This window comes from Clostridium bowmanii (assembly GCF_018861315.1).
GTDB classification, from domain to species: Bacteria; Bacillota; Clostridia; order Clostridiales; family Clostridiaceae; genus Clostridium_AD; species Clostridium_AD bowmanii.
Map to the genome: position 1 here is coordinate 144,972 of NZ_JAHLDL010000002.1, position 15,706 is coordinate 160,677.

A 15,706-nucleotide genomic window follows, 5' to 3' on the forward strand; every position below is an offset into this window, starting at 1 on the left:
CCTATGGAGGTGTACAAATTGGATTGGGTAGATTATGTAAAAAGTGAACTGGCCAAGAATAACAGCTTGAGTGAGTTGAAAATAACTTTTGGAGATGATGCCAATGAATGCGTTAGTACACCTCCAATTATTAAAGTGAGTATTGATCTATTGAATAGATTTTTTGAAGCTGATGAAAAACGTGTTATTATGGTTTTCCCTGAAAAAAGGCAAAGTATATTCTTCTTAGCCGTATTAAAAGTAATTCATGATATCTTTGATGGCAAGTCAGAAAAAATATATAATCCTAATACGTTTATAAAAGGACAAAAACTAAAATGTGGAAACTGTGTTGTGGAATTTGATAGAATTGACCAGTTTAGGGGAACAACCACTTTGTGGGTTAAAGATGCAGACTGTAGTAATGGTATTCCATTGGATCTAGCGCCATTTTTTCAATTGACGGATACAAATAGGTGTCTTTCTACAGATAAAGTATTTTCGAAAACAAAAGTTGAAATCAAAAAACGTAAAGCTGAAATATCTGATTCTGACCATTTGACAACAATATTAATTGATTACAAAACGCATTTTAATAACACGGTGTTTAATGTTGCACCAACAGGAAAAGTAAAAGAGATGATGTCGGATATTTGCATCAATGGTATTAAAGTAGAAGATTTACTTCTAATAGGGCAAGCTGACACAGAAGGAAATGTGGAGAATATTAATAGAGGCCAATTATCAGGTGAACCTGCAATTGTTGTGACTTCGGATATGTATGCAGTTTATGAGGCAACTAAAAAAGAATCAGATGTAAAATGTTTGTTTGTTGATATATCTAACCCTAACACTATTAATAATGAATTAGATGTTTTAGATGAGCTTCTTAACGAAGACTTTCCTATTATTTGTCTTACGGATACACTTAACTCCTTTGAATTAGAATCACTCGAATTGAGAGGATTTTGTATTTGGCGATGGGATGAAGAAAGTATCGCTCCAGACATGTATAATGTTTCAACGCTATGTATCAATAAGAAAGTTGGAAATTGCGCAGTACAAAAAATCCAATATCTTAAATGTGATAGTGAAGAAATAAGTAATTGTTTGGGAAAGCTATATTACTATCGTAAAGAAGTGGCATTGACGAATGTTAATATGATTGATGTCTATGATAAGTTATTTTCATTGGCCTTCTTGTGTCTTAGAAACATTGTGGATTTAAAGGATATTGAATACACACGAATAAATGAAAATATTTTAAATTGTAAAGTCAAATTGCAAAATGAGAAGCGATTCATTTCAGATGAACTGTTTAACAACTTAGAAAACGTTATTTCCTCTTTTGAAGTTGTTTATAGTAAAGAATATGTGATACCGAAAATATCAGCACTTAAAGAGGTATTGTTGGATAACCATTATAAAAATGTTTGTATTGTGATCCCAGACAGAGCAGACAAAGAAAAGCATCAAGTGTTTTGGAATAAAGTATGTACTGAAAAAAAATTAGAAACAAAAGTAAGTGTTTTAAGTCAAGCAGAGTATTGCAATAGTGAAGTAATAGCCTGTGATATTACAATCGTTTGTGGATGGCTTAGCAGTACAATTATGAGGCGTATTATCTATAGTTACAATACTTCTAAATATATTGTACTTTTATATGCCTATGAGGAGCGTTGGAAGAACGCACATATTAAATCTTGGAATAGCATTTTACATAAATGCAATAGTAGAAAGGTTATTGAAAAAGTTTTTGCAGAAGCAAATATAGATCTTCCATATTTTAAAGATGAAACATTAACAATGCCTACTGGACAAGAGAATCATGATGAGCTCAGTGAAATTGAGATGGTTTTACGGGAGAATAAGTATCGTAAATATTTAGCGAATGGTGGCAACAAAAATATAAACGAAGTAGTAGAATCCGTTCCTGTTAATTTTGTTGGTGGATGTTTCGCTTTTTATAGATCTACACATAAATTAGTGTCTGTTACAAAAATTGTGTTAGAAGAAAAGGATAATATCAAAATAATTTTACCTATAGAATTGAAAATTGGTGATTTTATTGTAGTAAGAGAATCTCAACATGATTTAATAAAGGATTACGCAGACATTATTTTATCCAATAGTGGGAAAAGCGGCCGGAGAGAGTTTGCAACAAAATGGAAAGAGGCATTGAAGTTGGAAAGCGTTTTTTCAACATTTGATGATATATATCTAAAGCTTAAAAAAGCAGGATGTACAAAAAACCAATTTACAGTTAGACAATGGATGAAAAATGAAGATGTCATTTCTCCGCAAAATATTAACGATTTAAAATATATAGCGGAAGCTACAGAAGATAATGTGTTATTAGAGCAACTGGAAAGTATTTTTGAGGCAGGAATGGAAGTTAAACGCGCACATGTACAAGCAGGAAGAACATTATCTGAACTTCTCAAAAGAAAAGTTGCTCAAAAAATTCAAGAAATCGGAGAGATTGACCCATATAACATATGGGAACCAATCACTTTGTATTTGGATGAGATAGGTACAGTAAAGATATTAAAAGTAATAGACATAGGCACCGTATTAGTAGTAGATGCATCTACTACTAATACTCTAATTAGTGAGTAATAGGGGGTAACATAATGGCAAGAATGATTCCTTCAGTAATTTCTCCGGAAGTAAAAAGTAATGCCGAGAGAAAAATATTTGAATGGTTTAGGGATGATTGTGAAACGGAAGGTTGGATTGTTTTGCACTCGCTTGGCATAGCAAACCATAGAACGGTATTATATGGTGAGATAGATTTTTTTGTTATTGCTCCTAAGCTTGGTGTGTTCGCACTGGAGGTAAAAGGAGGAAGAGTAAAAAGAAAAGATGGAATATGGAATTTTACCAATAAATATGGGCAACCATCTAGTAAAAAAAGAGGCCCATTTGAACAGGCAAATGAAGGCGTTTTTAGTTTGTTCGATTCCGTAAAAAAGAAATGTGGACCAAACCATCATCTTAGCAAACTCTTATTTGCAACTGGAGTTATGTTCCCAGATATCACATTTTATGTGGATGATATGGATGGGGAACAGTGGCAAGTGTTTGACAAGAATGATGGTAAGAATGTTAGTGGATTTATTAGACGACTTTCTAAAAATATCAAAAGAAAATGGGAAGAAAAGTATGGTGCTATCAATCCAGATAAATTGCCAGATATAAAAGCTGTCCGAGAATTTGCTAATATACTTAGAGGAGATTTTGACAAAGCAGTTTCATTCTCCACACAAATAAACTATGCAGAGAAAGCTTTAATTTCTTTAACAGGTGAGCAGCTTAAATGTCTTGATCAACTTGAAGATAACTCAAGATGCTTGATTCAAGGTCCAGCGGGAACCGGCAAAACATTATTAGCAATAGAAGAGGTTAAAAAGTCAGTAGCAAAAGGAGAAAAAGTAGCATTTTTTTGTTTTAACACAATGCTTGGAAATTGGTTAAAGAGTTATTTTGATGAAATGGACGAATCTCTTCGTCCAGAGTTTGTAGGAACATTTCATTCATTTTTATATTGGCTTGTAAATTCAGCAGAAATAGGTGTTCATTATCCTCAAAATGGGAATATGCAAAGGTTTTATAGAGAAGAAATACCTTTAATTGCACTTGAAGCATTAGAGGGAAAACACATAAATTTTGATAAGATTGTAGTTGATGAAGCACAAGATTTATTAAATACAAATTATCTAGATATTATGGATTTAATTTTAAAAGGTGGAATTTATCGAGGAAAGTGGAGTATGTTTGGGGACTTTGCAATGCAGGCCATTTTTAGTGGAAACGTAAATGCCGTAGATATGAAAGAGCTATTAGAAGAAAGAACGTCATTTATAAAATATAAGCTTAAAATTAATTGTAGAAATACTAAACCAATTGGAAATGAAATTAAATATATTACAGGATTTGACAATCCTAACTATATGGAGACGAATGTTGTGGGCCCGCCAGTAAACTACATAACCTACAAAAATGATGAAGAACAAAAGGAGAAGCTTGAAGAATTATTATCCACATTAAAAATAGAAAAGGTTGATAATTCTAAAATCACCATTTTATCACCTGTTAAACGTGAAAACTCGGTTGTGAATAATTTGAATTTGGAGAAAGTCAAAGATTATAATCCAAGGACAAAAGGCAGTGTTTCATTTAGCACTATTCAAGCATTTAAAGGACTTGAAAACTCTGTAATTATTTTAACAGACATTGATACTTTTGAGCATGAAAAAATAATGTATATAGGTTTAAGTAGGGCAAGAACGGTACTTTATGTTTTTGAAACTGAACATGCGGATAAGGAAAGAAACAAACTATTAGTGAGGTGGTTGTAATGGGAGAAGACACTAGGAGAGAACAATTAATTGATATTATTAATAAAGAGTTCGTTGGACCAGATCCAATTAATTATAAAAATATGATGCAGCCCAATGGTGAAGAAATTTTAAATGTGGATCCACCAAGAATTAGATATTCTGCGGGAATACTATTTCCACAAGGGGTATTAGATGACCAAGCAGATGCGCTAGATGAAACGGAAGCACCTAAGGAAACAACAACTGATTTACCTGAAGAGAAGACTTTGGAAGAAACAGAAGATAGAACGGGTGGTGGAAGAGAATTACTTCAAAACGCAGAAGAACTAATAAATTTATCTAATGCATTTCGCCAATCTGCTATAAGTTTGACGGTCGCAGTAAATATGGGCGAAGATGTTAGAGTTGAGGTTAAAGCAGGGATTTATAATGCTGTTAAGAGCATAGATCCAGATACTGAAAAGAAATCCACAAAATACTTGCGTAGCCAATTGAATTGGAACAATAATGGTCAAGTTGTTGAGTTACCGACAAAAAATGAAAGAATTAAAAAAATAGATGTTTACAATTCAGTAAAGAATACAAATTTAAAATTTGCAGTAACTAATCGTTATAATGATTCCAAAACAAATAAGATTATCTATACATTTACGTTAGAAAATTCTAAAAAAATAGGTGATGAATCTGTTAGGGATGAAGATTGTTATTTTCAAGTGGAGTTCAAAATATTTTGCAGGAATGGTTTTGCTTTTTTACCGGATAGTGAAAAAATAAATAATGATGAGGATTATCAATCAAATCAATTACTATATAGAAATATAAAAAATTATGCCATTGGACATGGTTGTTCTGCAGATTGGAAAGAAGAGAATAATAAAGTAGTTGAAATTAAAACAGCTGTTTTTCCAACATATGAAATTAAGCCTGTAGTTCCTGCAAGTATTGAGGGCGTTTCTCTTGAAATGTATAAGATGAGTGATTTAGGAAATTTTACTGAAACTCTCCAAGAACTTAATCTAATGTGCGAAAAGTATAAGAACTGGATTGATGAATTGAAGTTAAAAAGTTTGCACCTTGTTGAATACAAAGAAACTACTAAACGCCACATTTATAATTGTGAAAATTGCTATCAAAGAATGGTTGATGGAGTACAGCTCTTAAGTACAGATTCGAAAGTTATAAAAGCATTCCAATATATGAACAGAGCTATGTTGTTGCAACAACTTCATTACAATTTACCACTGCGGGAGTGGGAAGATAACGGGAGTGGCGAGATAGTACTCAACAAAAAATACGAGAATACGCTGAATATTAGTGAGACTTCTACTTGGTTTAACAATCACGGCCAATATGGAAAATGGAGACCCTTTCAGTTAGCATTTATACTTATAAATTTACGATCAATGGCTGATAAAACCTCTGATGATAGGAACAATGTGGATTTGATATGGTTTCCTACTGGTGGTGGTAAAACTGAAGCATATTTAGGACTGTCAGCATTTACGATTTTTATTAGAAAACTTAATAATCTTGATGATTGCGGAACTACTATTTTGATGAGATATACTTTAAGATTATTGACAGCTCAACAATATGAGAGGGCTTCTTCTATGATTTGTGCCTGTGAAATTATAAGGCATGAAAAATGTGAAGAGCTTGGGGAATCGCGTATTACTATTGGTCTGTGGGTAGGAAAAGATTCTACTCCGAATAAAATGGCAGATGCAGTTAAGGCTTATAGAAGATTATATGATGGAAAAACTGAGGAAAATCCATTTATTATATTGAAATGCCCTTGGTGTGGAGCACAAATGGGACCGGTTCACTTGAAAAATAAGCAAGTTAGAATTCCAGGATATAGAAAGTTAATGCATCCAAATCAAATTATATTTCAATGTTTTAATAATGATTGTGACTTTTCAAAAGACAATTTCAATTTGCCTTTAATGATGGTAGATGATGCAATCTATGAAGAACCGCCTACACTTCTTATCGGTACGGTAGATAAATTTGCTATGCTACCTTTTATACCTGAGGCACAAAAGATATTTGGAATATATAATGATTATAGGAAAACTCCACCTGAACTGATTATTCAGGACGAATTACATCTAATTTCAGGACCATTGGGGTCTATGGTAGGTCTCTATGAAACAATGATAAGTAGGCTGTGCATTGAAAATAGTGGAGAAACACAAATACACCCTAAAATAATTGCATCAACAGCAACTATTAGCCATGCAAAAGAACAATGTAATGCGCTATACAACTGTGGCAGAGATAAGGTCACGCAGTTTCCACCATCAGGCATTGACGCAGGAGATTCTTTTTTTGCTATTGAGGATAAAACAAAAGTTGGTAGATTATATGTTGGCATTATGGCTCTGGCATCTTCTTCATATTCTATGACCAATATACGACTTTATGCATCTCTATTATATGGAGCAAAAGAACTTGATGTAGAGGAAGAAAGAGAAAGAGATCCTTATTGGACTAACTTAGGATACTTCAACAGTTTGCGAGAACTAGGGCAAACTGCTACTTGGGTTAGTGCTGATATTGATGAATATTTGCACACAATGTATAAGCGCAGAATGAAGGACAAGGAAGAGGGATATAAACAAAAACGCAGATATATTTGGAGATGTGAAGAACTAACCAGTCGTATTCGTAGTGATAAAGTTCCAATGAGTCTTCAGAACTTAAATATTAAATATCCAACGGAGCGTGATGAAAGTCGACCAGTTGATATCTGCCTTTCTACAAATATGATTTCTGTAGGTGTAGATGTTCCCAGATTGGGAATGATGACTGTTACTGGCCAGCCCAAAACAACGTCAGAGTACATTCAAGCAACAAGTCGTGTAGGAAGAAGCGAAAGTGCTCCGGGTATTGTATTTATAACATATAGTCCAGGAAAACCAAGAGATCGGTCTTACTATGAATACTTTAAATCATATCATTCAAGAATATATTGCCATGTTGAGCCAACAAGTGTGACACCATTCTCAGCTCCTCTAAGAGAAAGGGCGTTGCATGCTATTTTAGTAGGAATGATTAGATTGTTAGGAACTAAGGATACATATAATAATCCTAAAATATTTCCAAAAGATGAGGAACTGAAAGATATTATTAAAGTAATTGAATCAAGAGTAAAATCAATTGATGAGGACGAATTCAACAATACCAGCACTCATATACAAGAAATTATGAAAACATGGAAAAATAACTTACCACAAAAGTATCATGATTTTACTGCACAATCTGTAGTACCACTAATGTACCCAGCAGGAACAATTCCCAATGTAGATTGGGGAGGACGTGGAATACCTACACCTACTTCAATGAGAAGTGTTGATTCTACTTGTGAAGTATATGTTTTGAAAAATGAGTATTCTATGGAGGAGGATTAAAAATGGCTTATTCAGTTAAACCAGTCAGAAGGTCTCAATTAATTAGCCCTTGGGGGGTTGGTGCTATTGTACCATTTCCAGAAGATGAATCTTTAATGATTGCAGGTCTTGATATGTGGACATTTGGAAACAGCAAGTCGGAATTCATCATTAAAGACGAAAGATTGGAAAAAAGGTTAGGAGTAAAAGAATTACGAAGACCTCCTGATTTTAGAGATCCTGATTCAGACATAACAAATGCATTAATTAAAATACCAGCAGTTCGGTTTCCGAGGTGGCTATATTGTCCTTTCTGTGGAACAATGAGTAAATCTAGTTACTATTCTGCACAAGAAAGATGCAGTGGATATGAGTGGCCTCATGGTAGATCTTGTGCGGGCAAAAAGTTTAGAAGAAAGCTTATTCCTGAGAGGTTTATTGTTGTGTGTGAAGATGGTCATGTTGATGATTTTCCTATTATGGAGTGGGTCCATCACAATCTAAGCAATTCAAAACCAAAGGATACATGCAGGTTGCGAAGAAGTACTGGAGGTGTTTCTGCATCTTTAACAGGTGTTTTTTATGAATGTTCTTGTGGTGCTAAGCGAAGTATGGCAGGAGCTACTAATGATGGAGCATTAGAGAAGGTAGGATATAAATGTAAGGGTTCAAAGCCTTGGCTTGGGGTTGAGACTGATATAGAACATCCATGTGAAAAGCCAGTTAAAGTTGTACAACGTGGTGGAGCAAATGTGTGGTTTGGTGATGTTAGAAGCTCAATTTATATACCGGTTGATACTGCCAACGCAAGCAGGCTAGTACTTAGGGTGTTAGAAGATAATTTTGAAATGATAGATAGTCAGAGAGTTAATGGAGAGATTAATCGAGTTATTATTGATATAATTTCAAAGAAACAAAATGTTAATGCGAATGATCTATATGAAGCCGCTTTGCGAAGAATTGAAAATATAGAGTGTGAAGAAGAAGTGACTGAAGAAATGTCTGAAGAAGCTTATCGACTAGCTGAATATAATATGTTAGTTAAAGATAGTGGTGGAGATAAGATAGCTTTCCATTCGAAAAATTATTCTGTTTGTGAATATAATCCTGCGATTCACCCATTTTTTAAAAGCATTTCACTTGTTCCTAAATTGAGAGAAACAAGAGCTTTCGTAGGATTTTCAAGACTTCAACCGAATGATGGTCAAAGTATTAAAGATAAGAAAAAGATGCTTAGGTTGGGTGGTATAGATTGGTTGCCTGCAATTGAAGTATATGGTGAGGGTATATTTTTTGAGTTTAATTTTGAAGCACTTGAAGAATGGTCGAAAAGGCTTGATGTAATAAGTAGAGTGCAGCAGTTGAGTAAACCATATAATGCAATGTTAGAACGAAGAAATTCTCAAGAGTGCCAACTTAATGCCAAATATGTAATGATTCACACATTTGCACATATTCTTATTAATCAGCTAAGCTTTGAGTGTGGATATGGAAGTTCTTCTATTCGCGAAAGATTATATTGCGATAAGGGAGAGGAGGAACATTCTATGTATGGAGTGTTAATTTATACTGCATCTGGGGATGCTGAAGGCTCACTTGGAGGTCTAGTAAGACAAGGATTGCCAGATAGAATTGAGGATACTATTCTTGATGCAATTAAAAATGCAAAATGGTGTTCATCAGATCCTGTGTGCATACAATCACCTGGACAAGGACCAGATTCTTGTAATTTATCAGCCTGTCATAACTGTGCCTTGTTACCAGAAACTTGTTGCGAAAATGGCAATAGACTTTTGGATAGAGCACTTATTGTTGGAACTCTTGATAATTCTAATATAGGTTTTTTTGATATTGATGAAATTTAGTTGAATGAATAAGGAAATTATATGTATATTGTATTGGAGAAAAGGAGTGATGCAAAAGTTATATAATTATATGAAGTAGAGGATTATAGAATGGTAGTGAGAAGAGCTATACCTATGGCAATCAAAATTAAAAAGTTAATTAAAACATTTGGAAAAATATGAATTTATTTTATACTCATTGCCACCAGCGAAGCTGATGAAATATATATTTATTTTGAATAATAATAGCAAGTCATATTATTATGTTTTATAGTAAAGTAATACATTTTGTGAATATAGAATGCTTTTTTAGGAGGACATATAATGGATACGAGTAGCACAAATGCTTTAACTATTGCATATTATTTGTCAAGGTTTGATAAGTTAGCTGTGAAGAATCTGGGATATGCTAATTATACAGAAGCTTTTGAAAAAACAAGCAAAATAATTCATGCGAACCCAGCTAATATAAAAAACATGAGAGATGGATTTGATCCAATTCATGAGAATAAAAGAGTAGGATGGTATCAAAGGAAAATGACAAAAAGTAGATGCAGAATTGTTGACGAATATAGCAAATACACTGAAGAAGAATTAAGAAAGACTGTGCTAGATATATTAAGTGAAAATAATGCAAATAAAATAGTAAAAGAAGAAATAGTTGTTGATGATTTAGAAATTTTAATAGAATACATAAATTCTTATATTATAACTAGATCGTTCCTATACTCACCCGTAACCCTCTCAAACTTCTACCTCTCCCTAAAAACTAAACCTTTCGTTATCCTAGCAGGTATAAGTGGTTCAGGTAAATCTAAACTTGTAAGATTATTTGCAGAAGCAATTGGAGCAACTAAGGAGAATGGAAGATTTAACATGATTTCTGTTAAGCCAGATTGGAATGACAGTACAGAGCTTTTAGGTTACAAAAATATAAATGAGGAGTTTGTGCCAGGCAAGCTTATTAAAATTATTTGTGAAGCTTCTAAAGCTGAAAATAAGGACAAACCTTATTTTATATGTCTAGATGAAATGAATTTGGCTAGGGTGGAGTATTATTTGAGTGATTATCTAAGTCTTATTGAGTCTCGTGAAGTAAGTGAAAGTGGCGAAATTTTAACGGATAAATTATTTTCTGTAGATTATTTAGGTGAGAATAATCCTTATAGTAATCTTTATATTCCTGAGAATATTTATATCGTAGGGACTGTTAATATGGATGATACTACTTTTGCCTTTAGTAGAAAGGTTTTAGATAGGGCTAATACTATTGAGTTTTCTGATGTCAATCTACAAAGTCTTGATTTCCCAGATGAAGATATTCAGTGTAATGTTTTAAAGAATAATTTTTTAAAGACCTCATTTCTAACTATTAAGGATGCTATAAGGTATGATAAGGATTATGTAAATGAAATTAATAATAAGATTATAGCTATAAATAGCATTTTAAGGATAGGAAATAAGCATTTTGGGTATAGAGTTCGTGATGAGATAGTTTTCTATATGCTTGAAAATAAAATTGCTGGCTTACTTTCAGAGGATAATGCCTTTGATTTTCAAATTATGCAGAAGGTGCTGCCTATAATTACTGGCAGTGAGTACATAGTAAAAGAAATACTTATTAAGATTTTCAATTATTGTAGTCCGAGTGGAGAAATAGCTGATGGTACGGAATATTTAGATGATGCTGAAAAGTTTAAAGAAAATGCACTATATATTGAAAGTGCAGATAAAATTATAAAGATGTTAAGAGGTTATGAAGATGGTTTCGCTTCTTTCTGGGGATAATGTAAATATAATTTCTATTAAAACAGATGATTTTACACTGAATTTTATGGGTAGCATAAGTAATAAAAAAGCTGAGGCAATTAAGGCTAATTTAAATATTCCTGCTTTTATAAAGGTGATAAGTGATGAATATTTACCTTCGCAAATAGAAACAAAAACATTATGCACAAATGGAGAGCTTGAACGTAATAGTGGGTATAATATGTTTCCTTGTTTCTTTGAGGATGGGATTTACCAAATTTGGCTGGAGAAAAATACTGAAAGTAATATTGAGATATATCACATTAGCAGTGACATAAGAAAAAAAATAACCACTATTGGGAAAAATCTTATAGGGGCTTTCTCCTTCAGTGGAGAGATTGGGTATTCTACTTTTAAAGTTAAAAAGCGAGGAAGAATAGTTTTAGAGCTGACCATTGAAGTTTTTCCAACAAAAATGGATTACAGAAAAGATTATTTTGAAATTATGAATGATGTAAATGATGAGATAGCTTCTTTAGCATTTGAATTTTTAGGTAAAACCTATCATAGTTCGGGCCTTTCTGATGTTAAACACCAAACAGCAGCGGAGTTTGTTAGTATTTTAAAGATTATATTTAACATCTTAGAAAGGGCTTTAATTCGTATTGAGAAAAATCCTAAACATATTATGTTAAATAGCGATGTGGTTAATAAATTTGAAAAAGCGAAGAGACCATCTAGAAATTCATTGAATTATTTAAGGAAGCATCCTCAGGTATTAGCGAAAAGTAGTAGGGGTTTTATAACCATTAATGAAGATAAATATATACCTACGCAGGTGCTAGAAAATAAGAAGATCACCACCATAGATATATTTGAGAATAGGTATGTAAAATATATTTTGAAATCTATAATAAAGAGGCTTTCTACTATTAAAAATATCCTTCAAATTAATAATAGAGCAGATAATGAATATTATACTTTAATATGTGATTTGAAAAAGAAGCTGGAGTTTCATTTGAATTCATTTTTCAAAAATATTGGTGAGTTAACTGGAAGAAAAAGTATGAGCTTAGTATTTCAGATGGCTCCTGGATATAAACAGGTTTATTATAATTATATGCTTTTGAAAAAGGGACTTACTCTAAGTGAGGACATTTATAATATAACTCCTAAAAAGCTTTGGAAGCTTTATGAAATATGGTGTTATATGAAGCTGCACAATATTTTAAAGGATATGGGCTATGAGGTAGAAAACTATGGAATTATTAGAGCAACAGATAATGGATTATCTCTTTCTCTAATTCAAGATAAAGAAGCTAGTATGACTTATTCTAATAATGAAGGAAAGAAAATAGAACTATGGTACAACAAAAGCTATTCAAAGCTACCAACTGTAAGCCAAAGACCGGATACAGTTTTGTGTCTTAAAAGTTCAGATAATGATGAAAGAATTTATATATTTGATGCTAAGTATAGGTTATGTGTAGAAGGTAATGTTATAGGTCCTATGGAAGACGACATTAATGTAATGCATAGATATAGAGATGCAATTGTTGAAGAAATGGGAGAAACTATGCAATTTAAATATAAAACCTTTGGTGCTTATGTTATGTTTCCATATAGTGATGAGAGTAAATTTTATCATCATAAATATTATAAAAGCATTGAAAGTGTTAATATAGGAGCTTTCCCTATGCTTCCAGGTAGCACAAATTTAATTAGAAAGCATTTAGAGAAAATATTATGTCTATCAACAATTGAAGCAAAGCAGGAAAGAGTTGCAGCTGATGAATTTGATGATTACGCAAAGTTCAAGCTTGAAAATGTTATGGTTGTTAATGTTAAAGATGAAGAGCATTTAAAGGCTTATGTTAAAAATAAGTTTTATCATATACCTGCAAGTAGATTGTCTAATGTTAGGCTGGGAGTTGCGTATTTAGCTTTTTATGAATCTAAAAAATCCTTTAGTGAAGGTAGCAGCGGCATAAATTTTTATGGAAAAATAAAAGAAGTTAAAAGGTACAAACGTTATATGTGCACCGACATCCCAGTTAAAAGAGGGAATGAGGAGGAGGAATATTTAAGGTTTGAATTAGAAGAGTTAATTGAAATTAATAATATTAAACCTGTGGAGTATGGAACGCAACTCATTACATATACTACCCTGTATTTACTTAAAAACGCAGGTAATATCCATGAGCTTAAACTTAAAGATAGGGATGAGATTGAACTTTATAAACTTTTGAAGAAAATTTCAAAGGAAAAGGGAGTAAAACTTCTGCGAAAAACTGACTCTTATGTTTTAGATGGGAAAGTTATTGAAATGCTTGGGCATGGGGAAGTTAGGGTTGATGGGAGGATAGTTGAGGCTATGGAGCTTGAGGGTGAGTGGTTGTAAAAACAACTGCAACCGATTGATAATCTACCGCTATATTTATAAAATATTTATTAAGTTATTAAAGCAACTAGTAAAAATCAAAAATATAAATTAAGTCAACCGATGATATTGATGCTTTTGCAGACGGTTTCAGTGCTTTATATAGATTATCCAAATTGCCAGACGCTGTCTGGCGAATTAGGCTGGTAACCCATGGTGAAGGAGGGGTATTTAGATAATATGAACTTTAAAAGCAATGAAAAAATTAAGAAGTTCTTATCAGATTTTGATAAGTTTATAGATTACATATCCACAAAAGATGTAACGATAGGAAAAGCAACTAAGTACATATCAAAGAAATATTTATTCGAAATTAATGAAATAATGAGTACTAAACAACAAGATGTTACAGCTAATAGTACTCAACCATCATATCCCATGATTTATTTGTTTTATAGATTGGCAGTAGAAAGCAAATTACTTTCAGAAGCAAAAATAAAGGGTGGGAGATTAGCATTAAAACCTACAGAAAGAATTGAAATGTTCAAAAGGTTAAATGAGGTAGAAAAATATATTTGTTTATTAGAGATATTATGGGTGGATTGTGATTTTGAAAAACTTGAATTTCAATCTTATAATGATTTAAATGTTTTGAAAGTTGTTATAAATATGGACATGTTTATGAGGAAAAAAGCAAATAAACGGATTTTAGTAAATGAATTTTCAAGGGATATAAGTACCATATTATTATATTTTTCTTATTTTGGAATTATGGATGTTTTGGAAGATGCTGAAGTGAAATCTAAATATAGTATATCGAAAATTTTCTTTGTGAAGGAAGTTATATTAACTTCAGTAGGCGAAAACATAATTAAAATATTAGATGAAAAAAGAAATTTAGCAGAGTGGAATATAAGCCACAGAAAAGAATATGGTGAATTCAATATAGAATTTGATGAAGAATTTTTTGTTCCATTCAAAGGTATATTTGAAGACGTAGAGCTAGAAAAAACACTGCCTAGAAGGAAAATTAAGTTTAAAGATGGGATATATACATTCAAAGTATCCTTAGATAAGGGAACTTGGTCAAAAATACAATTATCTGCACATGGTACTTTACATGATTTACATAACTTAATTCAAGAGGCATTTGAATTTGATAATGATCACATGTATTCATTTTTTATGGATGGAATACCATGGTCAAAAAATTCATTTAAATGTCCTTATGATGATGAAGGGATTAGTGCAGATGAAGTGGAGATTGGAGAGTTAGAGTTGATTAAAAAGCAAAATTTCTTGTATATATTTGATTTTGGTGAAGACTGGCGATTTAATGTAGAAGTTTTGGTAATTAAAAAAGAAGTTATTGAAGAATTCCAAGGTGAAATAATTGAAAGCAAAGGAGATTTACCACAGCAATATCCGGATTATGATGATGAGTGGTAAATTCAGTACATTGAAGTGAGGGACTCCAAAATTATTTACACACCCTTAGCAAATTTGCTCCTCTTAATAGCAACCTCAGTCGCTAGCTCTTTCGGAAAATGCTAATAAAATCCATTTCCAGGTAGGAAAAAAGGTTAGACAAACTATTGAAGAATTGGGTGGAACCATGCCAGAAGATTTACCAACTCCTAAAAAGAGTGTCAAGAAAATCGAAAAAGAACAGGAGAGGAAGTTGAAGGGTAATTAGCAATGATTTAACTTTCAGCTTGTGAGGAAATGTTAGAGATTTTAAAAAATCCACTGACCTCGCAGGTTACCATGCAAGCTACCATGCAAGCTGATGAAGAAGTAAAAGGCTTATTGGAGTATTGCGGAATACCAAGAACCAGAAGTGAAATGCAAGAATTCATGCATCTTGTTAATAGAGACTATTTCAGAAAGAACATTTTAAATCCTCTGATTAAAGGTGGTTTATTGATATTAACAATACCAGCTAAACCAACAAGTCCAAAACAAAAATATTATTCTAAAAAAAGATAATATCTCATAGTAATAATTTATAACAAGGCG

Annotated in this window: 8 protein-coding genes and 1 pseudogene; all 9 read left to right on the forward strand. The window is 32.4% G+C overall.

Annotation, left to right across the window (positions count from 1 at the left end):
* The first annotated feature begins 18 nt into the window (after positions 1 to 18).
* Positions 19 to 2,598 (forward strand): DrmE family protein, encoded by a 2,580-nt coding sequence (locus KPL51_RS01920; protein WP_216156534.1) that lies wholly within the window; start codon positions 19 to 21, stop codon positions 2,596 to 2,598.
* A gap of 14 nt (positions 2,599 to 2,612) precedes the next feature.
* Positions 2,613 to 4,340 carry a PhoH family protein gene (locus tag KPL51_RS01925; protein ID WP_216156537.1) on the forward strand — a complete coding sequence of 576 codons (1,728 nt, stop codon included), beginning with the start codon at positions 2,613 to 2,615 and terminating at the stop codon, positions 4,338 to 4,340.
* Positions 4,340 to 7,735: a helicase-related protein gene (locus KPL51_RS01930; RefSeq protein ID WP_216156539.1), complete on the forward strand. Its 3,396-nt coding sequence runs from the start codon at positions 4,340 to 4,342 to the stop codon at positions 7,733 to 7,735. Before KPL51_RS01925 ends, KPL51_RS01930 begins: the two co-directional genes overlap by 1 nt.
* A 2-nt stretch (positions 7,736 to 7,737) precedes the next feature.
* Positions 7,738 to 9,579 (forward strand): MrfA Zn-binding domain-containing protein, encoded by a 1,842-nt coding sequence (gene drmB / locus KPL51_RS01935; protein ID WP_216156541.1) that lies wholly within the window; start codon positions 7,738 to 7,740, stop codon positions 9,577 to 9,579.
* Between the two features lie 303 nt (positions 9,580 to 9,882).
* A complete protein-coding gene (locus KPL51_RS01940) occupies positions 9,883 to 11,346 on the forward strand; it encodes an McrB family protein (RefSeq protein WP_216156543.1) in 1,464 nt (487 codons plus the stop codon).
* Positions 11,315 to 13,708: a restriction endonuclease-like protein gene (locus KPL51_RS01945; protein ID WP_216156545.1), complete on the forward strand. Its 2,394-nt coding sequence runs from the start codon at positions 11,315 to 11,317 to the stop codon at positions 13,706 to 13,708. The genes KPL51_RS01940 and KPL51_RS01945 overlap by 32 nt, the downstream gene beginning before the upstream one ends.
* 219 nt (positions 13,709 to 13,927) lie before the next feature.
* A complete protein-coding gene (locus KPL51_RS01950; RefSeq protein ID WP_216156547.1) occupies positions 13,928 to 15,136 on the forward strand; it encodes an IS1096 element passenger TnpR family protein in 1,209 nt (402 codons plus the stop codon).
* A 100-nt stretch (positions 15,137 to 15,236) separates the two neighbouring features.
* Positions 15,237 to 15,383 (forward strand): annotated as a pseudogene (gene dinD, locus KPL51_RS24665) (DNA damage-inducible protein D); the annotation flags it as partial.
* A 29-nt stretch (positions 15,384 to 15,412) separates the two neighbouring features.
* Positions 15,413 to 15,676, forward strand: a complete 264-nt coding sequence (locus KPL51_RS01955) for a Fic family protein (RefSeq protein ID WP_216156549.1) — start codon at positions 15,413 to 15,415, stop codon at positions 15,674 to 15,676.
* Positions 15,677 to 15,706: the final 30 nt, after the last annotated feature.

Bases quoted from the DNA above. Each gene is read 5' to 3' on its own strand.
- KPL51_RS01925 (WP_216156537.1), top strand. From the start codon at position 2,613: ATGGCAAGAATGATTCCTTCAGTAATTTCTCCGGAAGTAAAAAGTAAT.
- KPL51_RS01930 (WP_216156539.1), top strand. From the start codon at position 4,340: ATGGGAGAAGACACTAGGAGAGAACAATTAATTGATATTATTAATAAA.
- drmB (WP_216156541.1), top strand. From the start codon at position 7,738: ATGGCTTATTCAGTTAAACCAGTCAGAAGGTCTCAATTAATTAGCCCT.
- KPL51_RS01940 (WP_216156543.1), top strand. From the start codon at position 9,883: ATGGATACGAGTAGCACAAATGCTTTAACTATTGCATATTATTTGTCA.
- KPL51_RS01945 (WP_216156545.1), top strand. From the start codon at position 11,315: ATGAAGATGGTTTCGCTTCTTTCTGGGGATAATGTAAATATAATTTCT.
- KPL51_RS01950 (WP_216156547.1), top strand. From the start codon at position 13,928: ATGAACTTTAAAAGCAATGAAAAAATTAAGAAGTTCTTATCAGATTTT.
- KPL51_RS01955 (WP_216156549.1), top strand. From the start codon at position 15,413: ATGTTAGAGATTTTAAAAAATCCACTGACCTCGCAGGTTACCATGCAA.